Origin of the sequence: Pseudoxanthomonas sp. SL93, assembly GCF_026625825.1 — a bacterium.
Classification (GTDB): domain Bacteria; phylum Pseudomonadota; class Gammaproteobacteria; order Xanthomonadales; family Xanthomonadaceae; genus Pseudoxanthomonas_A.
Genome location: NZ_CP113065.1, coordinates 1,841,908 through 1,859,027 on the forward strand (window position 1 = coordinate 1,841,908; position 17,120 = coordinate 1,859,027).

25 protein-coding genes are annotated in these 17,120 nt (G+C 64.6%); 1 reads left to right on the forward strand and 24 read right to left on the reverse strand.

Going from position 1 to position 17,120, the window contains the following annotated elements:
- Nucleotides 1–74: 74 nt before the first annotated feature.
- Nucleotides 75–3,521 carry a bifunctional diguanylate cyclase/phosphodiesterase gene (locus tag OVA13_RS08710; protein WP_267793378.1) on the forward strand — a complete coding sequence of 1,149 codons (3,447 nt, stop codon included), beginning with the start codon at nucleotides 75–77 and terminating at the stop codon, nucleotides 3,519–3,521.
- Nucleotides 3,522–3,542: 21 nt separating this feature from the next.
- Here OVA13_RS08710 and OVA13_RS08715 read toward each other — a convergent pair whose 3' ends face one another.
- The 24 genes from OVA13_RS08715 to rpsS all read right to left on the reverse strand — a co-directional run bounded on the left by OVA13_RS08715 (nucleotide 3,543) and on the right by rpsS (nucleotide 17,120).
- The gene (locus OVA13_RS08715; RefSeq protein WP_267793379.1) at nucleotides 3,543–4,937 is read right to left on the reverse strand and encodes a class II 3-deoxy-7-phosphoheptulonate synthase; all 1,395 of its coding nucleotides are present in this window, start codon (nucleotides 4,935–4,937) and stop codon (nucleotides 3,543–3,545) included.
- Nucleotides 4,938–4,988: 51 nt separating this feature from the next.
- Nucleotides 4,989–5,504, reverse strand: coding sequence for a disulfide bond formation protein B (locus OVA13_RS08720; protein ID WP_267793380.1), 516 nt, complete (start codon nucleotides 5,502–5,504; stop codon nucleotides 4,989–4,991).
- A gap of 198 nt (nucleotides 5,505–5,702) precedes the next feature.
- Nucleotides 5,703–6,077, reverse strand: coding sequence for a 50S ribosomal protein L17 (rplQ, locus tag OVA13_RS08725; RefSeq protein ID WP_093296373.1), 375 nt, complete (start codon nucleotides 6,075–6,077; stop codon nucleotides 5,703–5,705).
- 183 nt (nucleotides 6,078–6,260) lie between these two features.
- Entirely contained in the window at nucleotides 6,261–7,259 is a 999-nt protein-coding gene (rpoA, locus tag OVA13_RS08730) for a DNA-directed RNA polymerase subunit alpha (RefSeq protein WP_267793381.1), read from the reverse strand.
- Nucleotides 7,260–7,310: 51 nt separating this feature from the next.
- On the reverse strand, nucleotides 7,311–7,940 hold the full coding sequence (rpsD, locus tag OVA13_RS08735; RefSeq protein WP_267793382.1) for a 30S ribosomal protein S4: 630 nt from the start codon (nucleotides 7,938–7,940) through the stop codon (nucleotides 7,311–7,313).
- A 14-nt stretch (nucleotides 7,941–7,954) separates the two neighbouring features.
- Nucleotides 7,955–8,347, reverse strand: a complete 393-nt coding sequence (gene rpsK / locus OVA13_RS08740) for a 30S ribosomal protein S11 (RefSeq protein WP_055941307.1) — start codon at nucleotides 8,345–8,347, stop codon at nucleotides 7,955–7,957.
- 12 nt (nucleotides 8,348–8,359) lie between these two features.
- The gene (gene rpsM / locus OVA13_RS08745; RefSeq protein ID WP_267793383.1) at nucleotides 8,360–8,716 is read right to left on the reverse strand and encodes a 30S ribosomal protein S13; all 357 of its coding nucleotides are present in this window, start codon (nucleotides 8,714–8,716) and stop codon (nucleotides 8,360–8,362) included.
- Nucleotides 8,717–9,061: 345 nt separating this feature from the next.
- Complete coding sequence (gene secY, locus OVA13_RS08750) at nucleotides 9,062–10,420, reverse strand: preprotein translocase subunit SecY (protein WP_267793384.1); 1,359 nt, start codon at nucleotides 10,418–10,420, stop codon at nucleotides 9,062–9,064.
- Between the two features lie 7 nt (nucleotides 10,421–10,427).
- A complete protein-coding gene (gene rplO, locus OVA13_RS08755) occupies nucleotides 10,428–10,871 on the reverse strand; it encodes a 50S ribosomal protein L15 (RefSeq protein ID WP_267793489.1) in 444 nt (147 codons plus the stop codon).
- Entirely contained in the window at nucleotides 10,871–11,062 is a 192-nt protein-coding gene (gene rpmD, locus OVA13_RS08760; RefSeq protein WP_267793385.1) for a 50S ribosomal protein L30, read from the reverse strand. The genes rplO and rpmD overlap by 1 nt, the downstream gene beginning before the upstream one ends.
- Nucleotides 11,055–11,597, reverse strand: coding sequence for a 30S ribosomal protein S5 (gene rpsE, locus OVA13_RS08765; protein WP_267793386.1), 543 nt, complete (start codon nucleotides 11,595–11,597; stop codon nucleotides 11,055–11,057). The genes rpmD and rpsE overlap by 8 nt, the downstream gene beginning before the upstream one ends.
- A gap of 156 nt (nucleotides 11,598–11,753) precedes the next feature.
- Nucleotides 11,754–12,110 (reverse strand): 50S ribosomal protein L18, encoded by a 357-nt coding sequence (gene rplR / locus OVA13_RS08770; protein WP_267793387.1) that lies wholly within the window; start codon nucleotides 12,108–12,110, stop codon nucleotides 11,754–11,756.
- Nucleotides 12,111–12,139: 29 nt separating this feature from the next.
- A complete protein-coding gene (gene rplF, locus OVA13_RS08775; RefSeq protein WP_267793388.1) occupies nucleotides 12,140–12,667 on the reverse strand; it encodes a 50S ribosomal protein L6 in 528 nt (175 codons plus the stop codon).
- A 12-nt stretch (nucleotides 12,668–12,679) separates the two neighbouring features.
- The gene (rpsH, locus tag OVA13_RS08780; protein WP_267793389.1) at nucleotides 12,680–13,078 is read right to left on the reverse strand and encodes a 30S ribosomal protein S8; all 399 of its coding nucleotides are present in this window, start codon (nucleotides 13,076–13,078) and stop codon (nucleotides 12,680–12,682) included.
- 204 nt (nucleotides 13,079–13,282) lie between these two features.
- Entirely contained in the window at nucleotides 13,283–13,588 is a 306-nt protein-coding gene (gene rpsN, locus OVA13_RS08785) for a 30S ribosomal protein S14 (RefSeq protein ID WP_267793390.1), read from the reverse strand.
- An 18-nt stretch (nucleotides 13,589–13,606) separates the two neighbouring features.
- On the reverse strand, nucleotides 13,607–14,149 hold the full coding sequence (rplE, locus tag OVA13_RS08790; RefSeq protein WP_055941290.1) for a 50S ribosomal protein L5: 543 nt from the start codon (nucleotides 14,147–14,149) through the stop codon (nucleotides 13,607–13,609).
- 11 nt (nucleotides 14,150–14,160) lie between these two features.
- Nucleotides 14,161–14,478, reverse strand: coding sequence for a 50S ribosomal protein L24 (gene rplX / locus OVA13_RS08795; protein ID WP_142124593.1), 318 nt, complete (start codon nucleotides 14,476–14,478; stop codon nucleotides 14,161–14,163).
- Between the two features lie 15 nt (nucleotides 14,479–14,493).
- A complete protein-coding gene (rplN, locus tag OVA13_RS08800; protein ID WP_013535986.1) occupies nucleotides 14,494–14,862 on the reverse strand; it encodes a 50S ribosomal protein L14 in 369 nt (122 codons plus the stop codon).
- Between the two features lie 14 nt (nucleotides 14,863–14,876).
- Nucleotides 14,877–15,143, reverse strand: a complete 267-nt coding sequence (gene rpsQ, locus OVA13_RS08805; protein ID WP_267793391.1) for a 30S ribosomal protein S17 — start codon at nucleotides 15,141–15,143, stop codon at nucleotides 14,877–14,879.
- 12 nt (nucleotides 15,144–15,155) lie between these two features.
- Entirely contained in the window at nucleotides 15,156–15,341 is a 186-nt protein-coding gene (gene rpmC / locus OVA13_RS08810) for a 50S ribosomal protein L29 (protein WP_142124595.1), read from the reverse strand.
- The gene (gene rplP, locus OVA13_RS08815; RefSeq protein ID WP_055941282.1) at nucleotides 15,341–15,754 is read right to left on the reverse strand and encodes a 50S ribosomal protein L16; all 414 of its coding nucleotides are present in this window, start codon (nucleotides 15,752–15,754) and stop codon (nucleotides 15,341–15,343) included. The genes rpmC and rplP overlap by 1 nt, the downstream gene beginning before the upstream one ends.
- A gap of 6 nt (nucleotides 15,755–15,760) precedes the next feature.
- A complete protein-coding gene (gene rpsC, locus OVA13_RS08820) occupies nucleotides 15,761–16,480 on the reverse strand; it encodes a 30S ribosomal protein S3 (RefSeq protein WP_267793392.1) in 720 nt (239 codons plus the stop codon).
- 4 nt (nucleotides 16,481–16,484) lie between these two features.
- The gene (gene rplV / locus OVA13_RS08825; RefSeq protein ID WP_267793393.1) at nucleotides 16,485–16,832 is read right to left on the reverse strand and encodes a 50S ribosomal protein L22; all 348 of its coding nucleotides are present in this window, start codon (nucleotides 16,830–16,832) and stop codon (nucleotides 16,485–16,487) included.
- Nucleotides 16,833–16,844: 12 nt separating this feature from the next.
- Nucleotides 16,845–17,120 carry a 30S ribosomal protein S19 gene (rpsS, locus tag OVA13_RS08830; RefSeq protein WP_055941277.1) on the reverse strand — a complete coding sequence of 92 codons (276 nt, stop codon included), beginning with the start codon at nucleotides 17,118–17,120 and terminating at the stop codon, nucleotides 16,845–16,847.

The following is a 17,120-nucleotide window of genomic DNA, read 5'->3' on the forward strand; positions in this document are numbered from 1 at the left end:
GCGTGGAGTCTGGCGCGGATCGGGCATCGGAATTACGGGCACTCAGCGGATCACGGTCCACGGCCCGCCAGCGGTTGCGCCACCTCAATGCCCTGGCCTGGGGCGTCCTGGTGATCGCCTGCCTGCTGTCCTGGTGGGCCGGCTACGCCGCCTGGCGGCAGGCGCGCGAACATGCCGAGTCGCAGTTCAGGGCACGGGCCGACGCCGTCGCCACCGCCGTGGCCACGCACATGCATGCCTACGAAGACACGGTACGCGCCGCGGCCGCGGTGCTGGAAGGCCGCCAGGACATCGACCAGGACAGTTTCCACGCCTTCGTGGAAAAACTGCAGGTGCCTGCACGCCAGATGGGTGTGCACGGCCTGGGGTTTGCCCGCCACGTGCCAGCTGCGCAGCGCGAAAGCTATCTGGCTGCGCAACGCGCGCGCTATGGCGGGACCTTCGCCATCCAGCCCGCGGGTAACCGGGCTGAATATGTGGTCGTGGACCTGCTCTACCCGGACGTCCCGGGCATGCGGCCCTTGCTGGGCAAGGACGTGATGGCCGAACCGGTACGCCGGCGGGCGGTGGAACAGGCGCGCGATACCGGTGAGCTGGCCGCGGCCCCGCTGGTGGCGCTGGGTGATGCCTCCCGCGGCAACACCGGCATGCCGGGCTTCCTGTTGTACGTGCCTGTCTACGCGGAACCGCTCGACGCCAACGCGAGCGTCGCGCAGCGGCGCGAACGCCTGCGGGGATTCGCCACCGCGGGCTTCGGCTGGCCGAAGGTGGTGGAGGAAGCCATCGGCAACACGGACACGGATGCCTTCGACCTGCAACTGCGCGTGCTGCAGCAAGACGGGCAGACCGTGTTCGCGACCACCCGTCTGCGGGAACGTCACGGCGCCAGCATGACGCCCGCGTTCACCGACGCGCGCACATTGTCCTTCCTGGGCGCACGCTGGGAACTGATGCTGCAGTCGCCACCGACACGGCAGGCCGTGCCGGCATGGCTGTCGATCCTGCTGCTGTCGCTGGGTGGGGTCGGACTGGGCGCATTGCTGTTCCTGCTGCTGCGCAACCTCGCACGCGCGGAGCAACGCAGCCGCGCGCTGCTCGATGCCGTCGCCGACCACCTGCCCGCGCTGATCGCCTACATCGACAGCAGTGGGCGTTATGGGTTCGCCAACCGCGCCTGCCGCGACTGGTTCGCCAACCAGGCAGGCTGGAGCGAGCGCCGGATCGAAGACGTGCACGCGGACGACCCGGTGTTCCTGCTCTCGCTGCAACGCGCGATGCGCGATTGCACGCGCGACCACTGGAGCGTGTGGGATGCCGAACTCGGTGATCCGCGCAGGCCTGTGCATGTCTACCTGGTGCCGGACGTGGAGCGCGACCAGCACATCGCCGGCTGGTACCTGATGGCCAACGACATCAGCGAGCAGCAACATACACATCGTGAACTGATGCTCGCGCGCGATCACCTCAAGCGGGTGACCGACAAGCTGCCCGCCCTCATCGCCCAGTTCGATGCCCAGCAGAGGCTGGTGTTCTTCAACCGCGCGTGCGCCGAGCAGGTCACCTGGAACACGCCGCTGCACCCGGGCCTGCACATCCGGGAGGTCTTCGGCGAGGACTTCTACGCACGGCGCAAGCCGCTGATCGACACCGTCATGTCCGGCCGCGACTGCGATTTCGAGTTCAGCCTGCATACGCCGGACGGCATCCGCCGCATGCACAGCATCTACACGCCCGACATCGACGATGCGGGCAACGTGTGTGGCTTCTTCGGCATGGCCATCGACATCAGCGAGAAGACGCGACTGGAACATGCGCTGTACAACGCCAATGAACTCGCCGAGGTCACGCTGACATCGATCCGCGAGGCGGTGATCACCGTGGACGTGCAGGCAAGGATCACCTACATGAACCCGGCGGCCGAATCCCTGAGCGGCTGGAGCCTCGACCAGGCACTGGGTCACCCGCTGGATCGCGTGGTGCCGCTGACCCGCGTGATGCCCGCCGATGAAAACGAAGATCCGGATTCGGTCGCCTTGGCCGGCGACATCGAACTGATACGCCGCGACGGTACGCGCATCCTCGTGGAACGGTCGCTGTCCGCCATCCACGACCGCGACGATGCCGTCGTGGGCTCGGTGATGGTGCTGCGCGACATCACCGAAGCGCGCGCACTCAGCTCACGCATGACCTACCTGGCACACCACGACGCGCTGACGGGCCTGCCCAACCGCCTGCAGCTCAACGAGATGCTCGGCCAGCTGATCGCGCAGGCCACCAATCGGGGCAATGGCATCGCCGTGCTGTTCATCGACCTGGACCTGTTCAAGCACGTCAACGACGCACTGGGGCACCACATCGGCGATGAACTGCTGCAGCAGGTCGCGCGCCGCATCCAGCGCAACATCGGCAACCTGGGCACGGTGTACCGCACCGGCGGCGACGAATTCGTCGTACTGCTGCACAACGTCATCACCCGCGAGAGCGTGCTGCAACTCGCCGACCGCCTGCTGGCCATCAGCGGCACGCCGTACACGGTGGCCTCGCATGAACTGCACCAGGCCTTCAGCATCGGCATCAGCCTGTTCCCCGAAGACGGCTACGATGCCGCCACGCTGATGATGCGTGCCGACGCGGCCATGTACCTGGCCAAGCGCAACGGCCGCAATGCCACGCGCTTCTACACGCGCGAACTGGCCTCCAGCGTGGATGCCCGCATCGAACTGGAGAACAGCCTGCGGCGCAGCCTGCGCAACGGTGACCTCTACCTGCACTACCAGCCGCAGATCGACCGCCGCACCGGCCGCATCGTCGGGGTGGAAGGGCTCGCGCGCTGGCAGCGCGGCGACCGGATGATGATGCCGGGCGAGTTCCTGCCCATCGCCGAGGAGACCAACCTCATCGTCGACATCGACCAGTGGGCCATCCATGCCGCGTGCCGTCAGAACCGCATCTGGCAGCAGGCCGGCCTTCCGCCCATCCGCGTATCGGTGAACATCGCGGCAGCCAACTTCGACACCGACCAGTTGGTCGATACCGTGATGTCGGCACTGGAAGAAAGTGGCATGGCCGCCGAACTGCTGGAACTGGAAGTCACCGAGACCACGCTGATGCGCGACGTGCAGCGTACCGACCGCACGCTGCGCGCCCTGAAGGCACTGGGTGTACGCATCGCCATCGACGACTTCGGCACGGGCTTCTCGAGCCTCAGCTACCTGGGGAACTACGGCTTCAACGTCCTGAAGATCGACCAGTCCTTCGTCCGCGAGATCGCCGACCCCAACCAGGCCGCCATCACCCGCGCCATCATCAGCCTCGCCGGCCAGCTGCAGTGCCGCACGATCGCCGAGGGCGTGGAAACGCACGAGCAGGCCAGCTGGCTGGCCGCCAACGGCTGCGACGAGCTCCAGGGCAACCTCTTCAGCAAGCCTGTGCCCGCCAGCGAATTCGCGCGCATGTATGCACGCAACAGGACCTGGACCATCGCCCCGCCCCCCGCGACGAACCAGGTGCACTGGTCGTAGCCGGGACCGGCACCGCCGCGTTCAGCGCAGCGCCGGCGCCGCCACCTGGTTCTGCTTGCGCACGATCGACATCGCGATCTCCAGCGACTGCTCGTAATTCAGCCGCGGATCGACGGTGGAACGATACGCACGCTCCAGATCGATGTCCGTCAGCTCGCGCGCGCCACCCGTGCACTCGGTGACATCCTCGCCCGTCAGCTCCAGGTGCACGCCACCCAGACGCGTGCCGGCGGCCGCATGCAGGTCGAAGGACTGTTCCACTTCGCTGCGCACGTTGTCGAAGCGGCGCGTCTTGAAGCCATTGCTCGTGCTTTCGGTATTGCCATGCATCGGGTCGCACACCCACAGCACGCGGCGCCCGTCGCGACGCACGGCTTCCAGCAACGGCGGCAGCTTGTCCGCGATCTGCGCTGCGCCCATGCGGTGGATGAAGGTCAGTCGGCCGGCCTCGTCTTCCGGGTTCAGCACGTCGATCAGGCGCAGCAACTGGTCCGGGGTGACCGACGGTCCCACCTTGATGGCGATGGGATTGCGCACGCCACGCAGGTATTCCACGTGGGCGCCGTCCACGGCGGCCGTGCGCATGCCGATCCAGGGATAGTGCGTGCTCAGGTTGAACCAGCCCCACTGGCGCGGGACTTCCCGGGTGAGCGCTTCCTCGTAAGGCAGCAGCAGCGCTTCATGCGACGTGTAGAAGTCGATGCGGTTGAGGTTGTGCACTTCGGAGCCCGACAGCGTCTCCATGAACCGCACCGCGTCGCCGATCGACGTCACCATCTGCTGGTACTCGTTGGCCAGCGGCGAGTAGCCCACCCAGTTGAGGTTCCAGTATTCGGGATGGTGCAGGTCGGCGAAGCCCCCATCGATCAGCGCACGCACGAAGTTCATCGTCATCGCCGAGCGCGCATGCGCCTTGATCATGCGGCGCGGATCCGGCACGCGGGCTTCGGCGGTGAACTCGGGCCGGTTCACCAGGTCGCCGCGATAGCTGGGCAGGGTGACGCCGTCGCGGGTCTCCAGGTCGGCCGAACGCGGCTTGGCGTATTGCCCGGCGAACCGGCCCACGCGCACCACCGGAAGGCGCAGCCCATGCACCAGCACCAGGCTCATCTGCAACAGCACTTTCAGGCGGTTGGAGATCAGTCCCGACTCGCAGTCACTGAAGCTCTCGGCGCAGTCGCCACCCTGCAGCAGGAAGCGCTTGCCTTCCTGCGCTTCGGCCAGTTGCTTCTTCAGCGCGAAGATCTCCCACGAGGTGACCAGCGGCGGCAGCTGCCTCAGTTCGCCGACCGCCGCTTCCAGCGCTTCGGCATCGGGATAGGTGGGCAGCTGCACGGCCGGCCGCGCGCGCCAGCTGTCCGGCGCCCACTGGGCGGGCAACTGAACGGCACGAAGATTGCGGTCGGTGGGATTCATGGGGGGCTCCTTGCGGCCCACCATGGTGACAGAATGGTGCGCCGCGTCAATTCAACGGAAGGTGGAGGTTTTGCGGGCGCGGAAGCCGATCCACAGCGCCCAGGCCGCGAGCAGGACGAACCACACCAGGCTCCACATCGGCATGGTCAGGCCAAGGAAACTCCAGTCGATGGTGCTGCAGTCGCCTTTTGCGGACAGGACCTTCTGCACTACGCCGAGCCAGGTGTTGGTCTCGATCATGTAGTCCCATCCGGGGCCGCAGCTCGGCATCAGGGGTGGGTAAACCTGCACCCAGACATGACGGCCGGCAATGCCGATACCCACCGCCGCCGCGATGAACGCCAGCAGGCCGTAAAGGCGGCGCCCACCGGCGCGGCGTGGGCCATGCAGCGCACCCAGCAGGAACATCACGCCGGTCGCCGCGAACGCAAGCCGCTGGAAGATGCAGAACGGACAGGGCTCCAGCTTCTGCACGAACTGGACGAACAGCGCATAGGCCAGCAATGACAGGCAGACCACGAAACCGAGCACGCATTGCGCACGGAACGACCAGCGGAGAGGGTTCATCGGCACCGGATCACGAAGGCGGGGAATGACCGCATTATCCACATGCGCTGGCAACTGCGTCAGTCCCGCCGCGTGCAGGGCCGGAACGGCGTGTCCCATCCACCTGCCCGGGCTGGATCAGCCGCTGCCGTGGCGGCGCAAAAATAAAAACCCCGGCGATGGCCGGGGTTCCTGGTGTCCTGCAGCGTCGGCCCGGAATTACTCGGTCGCGGCTTCCGGACGGTCAACGAGTTCCACGTAGGCCATCGGCGCATTGTCGCCGGCGCGGAAACCGCACTTGAGGATGCGCAGGTAGCCACCCGGACGCGACTGGTAGCGCGGGCCGAGCGTGGTGAACAGCGTGCCGACGGCTTCCTTGTCGCGCAGGCGCGAGAAGGCGAGGCGGCGGTTGGCGACGCCGTCGATCTTGCCGAGGGTGATGAGCGGCTCCGCGACGCGGCGCAGTTCCTTGGCCTTCGGCAGGGTGGTCTTGATCAGGCCGTGCTTGATCAGCGAGGCAGCCATGTTGCGGAACATCGCTTCGCGATGGGCGCTGGTGCGGCTGAACTTGCGGCCGGCTTTCTGGTGGCGCATGGGTTGGATTCCTGAAGAATGGTGGGACGTTGGACTTCGTTGTCGCCATCCAGGCGCTGGAACAGTGGACTGCGGGTGGTCCGTACCGGCCGTCCTTGACCGGAAGCGCCGCGGACCTTCGGGTCCGTCGACAAGGGTGTTGCAGACAACTCCCGCGCGGGCGCGGGAGTTGCCGGTACTTCATCAGCCAAGCATGCCGTGCTGGGCGACGCCGGCCGGCGGCCAGTTCTCCAGCTTCATGCCGAGCGACAGGCCGCGCTGGGCGAGGACTTCCTTGATCTCGGTCAGCGACTTCTTGCCGAGGTTCGGGGTCTTCAGCAGCTCCACTTCGGTCTTCTGGATCAGATCGCCGATGTAGTAGATGCTCTCGGCCTTGAGGCAGTTGGCCGAACGCACGGTCAGTTCCAGGTCGTCGATCGGACGCAGCAGCACCGGATCCACGCCGCTGGCAGCCTGCTTCGGCGCGCCACGGTCGCGGTGGGTGAAGTCACCGAACACCGACAGCTGGTCGCTGAGGATGTCGGCAGCGGTGCGCACGGCTTCCTCGGCATCGATCGTGCCGTTGGTTTCGATGTCCAGGACCAGCTTGTCCAGGTCGGTACGCTGCTCGACGCGCGCGGCTTCCACCGCGTACGCGACGCGACGGACCGGCGAGAACGAGGCGTCCAGCACCAGGCGGCCGATCGCACGGGTTTCCTCGTCCGGACGACGACGGGCGGCGGCCGGCTGGTAGCCGAAACCGCGCTCGATCTTCAGGCGCATGTTCAGCGCCGTGTCCTTGGTCAGGTTGCAGATGACCAGTTCCGGGTTGAGGATCTCGACGTTGTGGTCCGTCTTGATGTCGCCGGCGGTCACCACGCCCGGGCCCTGCTTGGCCAGGCTCAGCGTGGAGGAATCACCGGTGTGGATGCGGATGGCCACATCCTTCAGGTTCAACAGCACTTCCAGCACGTCTTCCTGCATGCCTTCGATGGTGCTGTATTCGTGCAGCACGCCGTCGATCTCGACTTCGGTGATTGCGAAGCCGGGGATGGACGACAGCAGCACGCGGCGCAACGCATTGCCGAGCGTATGACCATAGCCACGCTCCAGCGGTTCGATGACCACCTTCGCGCGGTTGCCGGTCAGGCGCTCGATCTGCGGGCCGCGGGGGCGCAGCACTTGCTGAGTAATACCCGTCATGTTGCTTTGTCTCCTGCGATCCCCCGGCTTTCCCGGGGGTGCGTGAATGAATTACTTCGAGTACAACTCGACGATCAGCGCTTCGTTGATGTCGGCAGGCAGGTCCGAACGGACCGGAACAGACTTGAACACGCCGCTGAACTTCTTCGCGTCGACTTCGACCCACGACGGGCTCAGGTCGAGCTGCTCGGCGACGGTCAGGGATTCCTGCACGCGCAGCTGCTTCTGTGCGCGTTCGGACAGCTCGATCGCATCACCGGCCTTGACCTGGTAGGACGGCAGGTTGACGGACTTGCCGTTGACCAGCACGCCACGGTGCGAGACCAGCTGGCGGGCGGCCGGACGGGTCACCGCGAAACCCATGCGGTAGATGACGTTGTCCAGACGGGTTTCCAGCAACTGCAGCAGGTTCTCGCCGGTGTTGCCCTTCTTGGTCGAGGCCTTCTTGTAGTAATTGCGGAACTGGCGCTCCAGCAGGCCGTAGATACGCTTGACCTTCTGCTTTTCACGCAGCTGGGTGGCGTAATCGGACAGCTTGCCCTTGCGGGCAGTGGCGCCGTGCTGGCCGGGCTTCTGCTCCAGCTTGCACTTGGAGTCCAGCGCGCGGGCCGGGCTCTTGAGGGACAGGTCGGCGCCTTCGCGGCGCGCGAGCTTACAGGTGGGACCAATATAACGAGCCATTTCTCTTCAGCTCCTCAGACGCGACGCTTTTTGGGCGGACGGCAACCGTTGTGCGGGATCGGCGTGACGTCGATGATGTTGGTGATCTTGTAGCCAACATTGTTGAGCGAACGCACGGCCGACTCACGGCCCGGGCCGGGGCCCTTGATGCGGACTTCCAACGACTTCACACCGTAGTCCAGCGCAGCCCGGCCGGCCTTTTCGGCGGCGACCTGTGCAGCGAACGGGGTGGATTTACGCGAACCACGGAAACCCGCGCCGCCCGACGTGGCCCACGACAATGCGTTGCCCTGACGGTCGGTGATGGTGACGATGGTGTTGTTGAAAGAAGCGTGGACGTGGGCGACGCCGTCAGTGATGACGCGCTTGATCTTCTTCTTGACTTTGGCAGCAGCTGGCTTGGCCATGATGGGCGCCCCTTACTTCTTGATGGCTTTGCGCGGACCCTTGCGGGTGCGTGCATTGGTGCGGGTGCGCTGACCACGCAGCGGCAGGCCGCGACGGTGACGCAGGCCGCGGTAGCAGCCCAGGTCCATCAGACGCTTGATGGCGATGCCGACTTCACGGCGCAGGTCGCCTTCGACCACATACTTGCCGACTTCGGCACGCAGGCGCTCGACTTCGGGCTCCGACAGGTCGCGGATCTTGGTGTTCGAGGCCACGCCTGCGGCGTCGCAGACCTTCTTCGAACGGGTACGGCCGATGCCGTAAATGCTTTGCAAACCGACCCAGACATGCTTCTGGGCAGGCAGGTTGACACCTGCAATACGCGCCATGACGCGGTCTCCAACTGTAAGTATTGGCCCGTGAGCGGTCGTCCCGGGAAGGATTTTTCGCAGACGAGCGGAGTGAACTGGAAATTTTATCAAGATTCCGGGTTACAAGGAAGCCCACGCCGGCGGGAGCCAGAATGAACCCGGCATGGGGAGTGTGCCCATGCTCCGGCGCCGGAACCTGCCTGGGACCTGGCATCGGGTTGCCCCTTTGCCCTGCCCCGCCCGCGCTACTCTGGCGCAGGGACTGGCTGGCTCGCACCCCCGCCCGGAATCGATGCGGGGGCCGCCCATCTAAGTCAGTCCGGTCGAAGACCGGGCTGGTGCGGGAAAGCCCCGCAGTATACCTCAGCCGCGCGCGAGACCGCCGCGCGAGCCGCCTTTCAGGTTGGCCTTCTTCAGCAGGCTCTCGTACTGGTGGGACATCAGGTGCGCCTGGATCTGCGCAATGAAGTCCATCACCACCACCACCACGATCAGCAGCGAGGTGCCACCGAAGTAGAACGAGGTACCCAGCTGGGTGCGCATCACTTCGGGCAGCAGGCAGACTGCAACCAGGTACATCGAACCGATGGCCGTCAACCGGGTCAGCACGCCATCGACGTAGTCGGCGGTGGCCTTGCCGGGACGGATGCCGGGGATCAGCGCACCCGACTTCTTCAGGTTCTCCGCGGTTTCCTGCGAATTGAACACCAGCGCGGTATAGAAGAAGGCGAAACCGATGATCATCGCGGCGAACACGATCATGTGCAGCGGCTCACCCGGAGCCAGCGCATTGGAGATCCGCTGCAGCCAGGTGGTGGCGCCGCTGTTCTGGCCGGACCACATCGCCAGCGTGGCGGGGAACGCCAGGATGCTGGACGCGAAGATCGGCGGGATCACACCGGCCATGTTGAGCTTCAGCGGCAGGAACGATGTCTGGTTCATGTACGCGTTGCGACCGCCCTGGCGGCGCGCGTAGTTCACCGTGATGCGGCGCTGGCCGCGTTCGACGAAGACCACCAGGAAGGTGAAGCCCAGCACGACGATGGCGATCAGCAGCAGCGAGATGAAGCTCAGCGTGCCGTCGCGGAACGCACCGACCGTCTGGATGACCGCGCCCGGCAGGCCGGCCACGATGCCCGCGAAGATGATCAGCGAGACGCCGTTGCCGATGCCGCGCTCCGTCACCTGCTCGCCCAGCCACATCAGGAAGATGGTGCCTGCGGTCAGCGCGACCACGGCGGTCAGTACGAAGCCCATGCCCGGCGCATAGACGACCGGCATACCGCCCGGGGCGACCTGGTTCTGCAGCGCGGTGGCGATGCTGCCGCCCTGCACGACCGCCAGCAGCACGGCGCCGATGCGCGAGTACTGGGTGATCTTGCGACGGCCGGATTCGCCTTCCTTCTGCAACGCCTTCAGCGTCGGGAAGATATGCACGCCCAGCTGCATCACGATCGATGCCGAGATGTAGGGCATGACATTCAGCGCGAAGATGCTGAAACGGTGCAGGGCGCCGCCCGAGAACATGTTGAACATGTCCACGATGCCGCCACCCTGCGCCTGCATCATCGCCAGCATGGCATCGGGATTGACGCCCGGCACCGGGATGAAGCAACCGATCCGGTAGACGATCAACGCGCCCAGGACGAACAGCAGGCGCTGGCGAAGTTCAGTGAACTTCCCCGCACCTGCCAGTGCACCGGCGGCATTACCCTGCGCCATGCGTCCGTTACTCCTGCACGCTGCCGCCGGCAGCCTCGATGGCGGCCTTGGCACCCGCCGTCACGGCGACGCCCTTCAGCACGAACTTCTTGCTCAGTTCGCCCTTCTTGACGATCTTGGCGCGCTTGGCGGTGCTGGGCACCAGCTTGGCGGCACGCAGTGCGGCGAAATCGACCTCACCGGCTTCCAGCTTGTCCAGCTGGTAGGACAGCACTTCGGCGCAGTCCAGCTTCAGCTTGGAACGGAAACCGACCTTGGGCAGGCGCTTGATCAAAGGCATCTGGCCGCCTTCGAACTTCGCCTTGATCTTGCCCTTGCCCGAACGCGCGAACGAGCCCTTGTGGCCGCGGCCCGCGGTCTTGCCCAGGCCGGAACCGATACCACGACCAACGCGGGTGCGTTCGGTGCGGGCGCCGTCGGCGGGCTTCAATGTATTGAGACGCATCTGAATTACTCCTCGACCTTGACGAGGTAGTGAACCTTGTTGATCAGGCCGCGTACCTGCGGGCTGTCCTTCAGTTCACGCACATCGTTCAACTTGTTCAGGCCCAGTGCCTTCACCGACAGGCGGTGGATGGCCCGGGAACCACGCAGGCCGCGCACCAGGCGCACCTTGACGGTCTTGTTGGACTCGTTAGCCATTGAGGAGTTCCTCCACCTTCTTGCCGCGCTTGGCCGCGATGCGGGACGGCGACTGCATGTCGCTCAGGCCCTTCAGCGTGGCGCGGACCAGGTTGATCGGGTTGCGCGAACCGACGGCCTTGGCCAGCACGTTCTTCACGCCGACCGCTTCCAGCACGGCGCGCATGGCGCCGCCGGCGATCACGCCCGTACCTTCCGACGCCGGCTGCATGAACACGCGCGCCGCGCCGTGGCCGGCCTTCACCGGGTGCCACAACGTGCCGTTGTTCAGGTCCACGTTCAGCATGCCCTTGCGGGCGTATTCCATCGACTTCTGGATGGCGACCGGCACTTCGCGCGCCTTGCCGTAGCCGAAACCGATCTTGCCGTTGCCGTCGCCCACCACCGTCAGGGCGGTGAAGGTGAACTGGCGACCGCCCTTGACCGTCTTGCTGACGCGGTTGACCGCGACCAGCTTCTCGATCATGCCGTCATCGACTTTCTCTTCGCGGTTGCGGTCGCGATCACGACCCCGCGGTTGACGTTCTTCTGCCATTGCTTGAATTCCTTGGTTGATTGGGTATGTACGGCTTGGCCGCTTATGGTTGTGGTATGGAGCGGTGACGCAACGGTCGCTGCAGAAGAGCGACCGCGCCCGGCGCAGCCCGCGCCGACAGGTCAAGGCGTGGGGTTGCCCCCATGCCTTTCAAGGTTAGAACTGCAGGCCGCCTTCGCGGGCCGCGTCAGCCAGGGCCTTGATGCGGCCATGGTAGCGGTAGCCCGAACGGTCGAACGCGACCTTCTCGATGCCCGCGGCCTTGGCGCGCTCGGCGATCAGCTTGCCGACGCGTGCGGCGGCATCGCTGTTCTTGCCGTTCTTCAGGCCGTCCTTGACATCGGACTGCAGCGTGTTGGCCGACGCGATGACCTTGGCGCCATCGGCGGTGAACAGCTGGGCGTAGATGTGCTGGCCGGTACGCAGCACCGACAGGCGCGGCACGCCGAGTTCGCGGATGTGCGCGCGGGTGGACTTGGCGCGGCGCAGGCGGGCGGTGTTCTTGATGCTCATGATCTGGTTCCTCGAAGCCGAAAGCCCGGTTAGGCCTTCTTCGCTTCCTTGCGGATGATGATTTCGTCGGAGTACTTCACGCCCTTGCCCTTGTAGGGTTCCGGCGGACGGAAGCCGCGGATCTTGGCGGCAACTTCACCCACGCGCTGCTTGTCGGCGCCCTGCACCAGGATCTCGGTCTGGGTGGGGGTGGCGATGGTGATGCCTTCCGGGGTCTGGAAGAGCACCGGGTGGGAGAAGCCCAGCGACAGGCTGAGGTCCTTGCCCTGCATCGCGGCACGATAACCCACGCCGACCAGTTCGAGCTTGCGCTCGAAGCCTTCCGACACGCCCTTGACCATGTTGGCCAGGATCGCGCGGATGGTGCCGGTGATGGCATCGTCTGCCGGCGTGACCGGCGAGAGGTTGGCAACGCCGTTCTCGAGATTGACCTCGACGCCGGCGGGCTTGGCGATCGACAGGGTGCCCTTCGGGCCCTTGACGCTCAGGTTGTCCGACTGGACGTTCAGCTCAACGCCCTTGGGCAGGTTGATCGGCTTCTTGGCTACGCGGGACATACGGTTACTCCCTTAGGCCACAAAGCACAGGACTTCACCGCCGACGCCCTGCTGGCGCGCCTGCGCATCGGTCATGATGCCCTTGGAGGTGGAGATGATGGCGACGCCGAGGCCACCGAGGACCTTGGGCAGTTCAGCCTTGCCACGGTACTGGCGCAGGCCCGAACGGGACACGCGGCTCAGCTTCTCGATGACGGGCTTGCCTTCGAAGTACTTCAGGACGATTTCGAGCTCGGCCTTGTTGTTCTCGGTCTTCGTCACGCGGACGTCGCCGATGTAGCCTTCCGACTTCAGGACGTTGGCGATCGAAGCCTTGATCTTGGAGGACGGCATCTTCACCGTCGGCTTGCCCACAGCGGCGGCATTGCGAATGCGCACCAGCATGTCGGCGATGGGATCAGTCATGCTCATTAGAGTCTGCCTTATGAGTAGCACCGATATCCGCTTTCGCGAAAATCTTGTGTTGTCCCTGGAAACCCCCAGGCGGGTGGCGGTTGTACCCCGCCCTCCCCCGGCCTGGCCGTGGGAGCCGAACATTGTACAACAACAAGCCCGGCAAGTGCCGGACTTGTCTTTCCTGCCACGTGCTGCCCGGCGAGCCGGGCAACCGGGTGATTACCAGCTGGCCTTGCGCAGGCCGGGCACGTCGCCGTTCATGGTGGCCTTGCGCAGCATGTTGCGGCCCAGGCCGAACTTGCGGTACACGCCACGCGAACGACCGGACAGCTCGCAACGGTTGCGCTGGCGGCTGGGCGACGAGTCGCGCGGCAGCTTCTGCAGCTTGGTCACGGCTTCCAGCTTCTCTTCGTAGGAAGCAGTGGTGCTGGAAATGGTCTTCTTCAGTGCATCGCGCTTGGCGGCGTACTGCTTGGCCAGCTTTTCCCGCTTGATGTCGCGGTTGACCATCGAGGTCTTTGCCATGTCAGGTGTCCTAGCGAATCAGTTACGGAACGGGAACTTGAACGCTTCGAGCAGCGCCTTGGCTTCGGCGTCGTTCTTGGCGGTGGTGGTGATGGCGATATCCATGCCGCGGATCGCGTCGACGGCGTCGAAGTCGATTTCCGGGAAGATGATCTGTTCCTTCACGCCCATGTTGTAGTTGCCGCGACCGTCGAACGAACGGCCGGACACGCCACGGAAGTCGCGGACGCGCGGCAGCGAGATGCTGATCAGGCGATCCAGGAATTCGTACATCTTGGCGCGACGCAGGGTGACCTTGCAGCCGATCGGCCAGCCATCGCGGATCTTGAACGAAGCCACCGACACGCGGGACTTGGTCGTGATCGGCTTCTGGCCGGTGATCTTGGCCAGGTCGGCCACGGCGTTTTCCAGGATCTTCTTGTTGGTCGCCGCTTCACCCACACCCATGTTGATGGTGATCTTGGTGATCTTCGGCACTTCCATGGGATTGGTGTAGCCGAACTTCTTCATCAGAGCCGGCGCCACTTCTTCCTTGTAGATTTTTTCGAGACGGGTGGTCATAACCTCATTCCTCAGGCGTCGAGCGCCTCACCGCTGGAGCGGAACACACGCAATTTGCGTCCATCCTCCAGCACCTTGAAACCGATACGCTCGCCCTTGCCCGTTGCCGGGTTGAACAGCGCGACATTGGAAATGTGGATCGAGGCTTCGCGCTCGACCACGCCACCAGCCACGCCGGCCTGGGGGTTCGGCTTGGTATGGCGCTTGACGACGTTGACGTTGGAGACGACCACACGGTCACCATCCACGCGCACCACGTCGCCCTTCTTGCCCTTGTCCTTGCCAGCGGTGACGACGACCTGGTCGCCTTTCTTGATACGGTTTGCCATTTCTATGTCCTCCGCTCAGAGCACTTCAGGCGCGAGCGAAACGATCTTCATGAACTTCTCGGAACGCAGCTCACGGGTCACAGGCCCGAAGATGCGGGTACCGATCGGCTCCTGCTTGTTGTTGAGCAGCACGGCGGCATTGCCATCGAAGCGGATCAGCGAACCGTCGGGGCGGCGAACGCCCTTGCGGGTGCGCACGACCACGGCGTCGTAGACTTCGCCCTTCTTGACCTTGCCACGCGGGATGGCGTCCTTGACGGTCACCTTGATGATGTCACCGATGCCGGCGTAACGGCGCTTCGAGCCGCCCAGCACCTTGATGCACATCAGTTCCTTGGCGCCGGAGTTGTCGGCCGCGTCAAGGTAGCTCTGCATCTGGATCATGATTCAGACTCCTCTTATTCAGCCGCGCGGGTGACGATTTCCACCACACGCCAGTTCTTGGTCTTGGACATCGGGGCGATTTCGGTCACGCGTACCACGTCGCCTTCCTTGCAGCTGTTTTCCGCGTCGTGCGCGTGCAGCTTGGTCGAACGACGGATGTACTTGCCGTACAGGGCGTGCTTGACCTGACGCTCCACCAGCACGGTGACCGTCTTGTCCATCTTGTTGCTGACGACACGACCTTCGATGGTGCGTTGCGCTTTGTCTTTGTTATCGCTCATCTTGGGCGCTCCTTACTTCTGGCTGCCGAGCAGGGTCTTGACGCGAGCGATCTCGCGGCGAACCCGGCGGGTTTCGTGGGTCTTCGGCAGCTGGCCAGTGACCTTCTGCATGCGCAGGGAGAACTGCTCCTTGCGCAGATCGGTCAGGTGGGCCTTCAGTTCGTCAGCCGACTTTTCGCGAAGTTGCTTGAGTTCCATTAGCGCACCGTCCGGGTCACGAATGTGGTGGTGACGGACAGCTTGGCCGCGGCCAGGCGGAACGCCTCGCGCGCGATGTCCTCGCTGACGCCTTCGATTTCATAGATCATGCGGCCCGGCTGGATCTGGGCGACCCAGTACTCGACGTTACCCTTACCGGAACCCATGCGGACTTCGATGGGCTTCTTGGTGATGGGCTTGTCGGGGAACACACGGATCCACATCTTGCCGCCACGCTTCACGTAACGGCTGATGGAACGACGCGCTGCCTCGATCTGGCGCGCGGTCAGCTGACCGTGCGCCGTGGCCTTCAGGCCGTACTCGCCAAAGCTGACGAGGTTGCCGCTCCAGCTCAGGCCTTCGTTACGGCCCTTGTGCATCTTGCGGTATTTGGTTCGCTTGGGTTGCAACATGACTGATTACCTCGCGTCGCGGTCACGGGACGGGCGCGACGGACGTTCGCTGCGCTCGGGGCGCGCGTCGTCCTGCTTCTCCTGACCCACCTGGCTGAAGTCGAAGACTTCGCCCTTGTAGACCCACACCTTGATGCCGATGATGCCGTAGGTGGTCTTCGCCTCGGCAAAACCGTAATCGATGTCGGCACGCAGCGTATGCAGCGGCACGCGGCCTTCGCGGTACCACTCCGAACGGGCGATTTCCGCACCATTCAAGCGGCCAGCGACGTTGACCTTGATGCCCAGGGCACCCAGGCGCATCGCGTTGCCGACGGCACGCTTCATCGCGCGGCGGAACATGATGCGGCGTTCCAGCTGCTGCGCGATCGACTCGGCCACCAGCTGGGCGTCCAGCTCGGGCTTGCGCACTTCGGTGACGTTGATGTGCGCCGGGACGCCCATCAGATCGCTCACTTCCTTGCGCAGCTTCTCGATGTCCTCACCACGCTTGCCGATCACCACGCCCGGGCGGGCGGTGTGGATCGTCACGCGGGCCGTCTTTGCGGGACGCTCGATGAGGATCTTCGAGATGCCGGCCTGCGCCAGCTTCTTGCGCAGCATGTCGCGCACCTTGAGGTCGGCCGCCAGGTACTGGGCGTAGTCACGCTTGTTGGCGAACCACTTGGAATTCCAGTCCTTGGCGATGCCGAGGCGGATTCCGGTCGGATGAACTTTATGACCCATAGTCTTATTTGCCCTTGCCGGTGGCTTCGCCCACCACCACGGTGATGTGGCTGGTGCGCTTGAGGATACGAGTACCGCGGCCCTTGGCACGGGCCATGAAACGCTTCAGCATCGGACCTTCGTCGACCATGATGGTCGTGACCTTCAGCGCGTCGACGTCGGCGCCCTGGTTGTTCTCGGCGTTGGCGATGGCGGACTCCACGACCTTCTTGATCATGTGGGCAGCCTTCTTGTCCGAGAACTTCAGCAGGTTGACGGCGCGTTCGGCGGGCAGACCGCGCACCTGGTCAGCGACCAGGCGGGCCTTCTGCGGGGAGATGCGCGCGGTGCGCAGGATGGCTTTCGCTTCCATGGTCATCTCTCCTTACTTCTTGCCGCCGGCTTTCTTGTCGCCACCGTGACCCTTGAAGGTCCGGGTGACGGCAAATTCGCCGAGCTTGTGGCCGACCATGTTCTCGTTGACCAGCACCGGAACGTGGTTCTTGCCATTGTGGATAGCGATCGTGAAGCCCACCATTTCCGGCAGGATCATCGAACGGCGCGACCAGGTCTTGATCGGCTTCTTGCTGCCGCCCGCGGCCTCCACCTTCTTGACGAGGTGGTGATCGACGAACGGGCCCTTCTTGAGTGAACGTGCCAT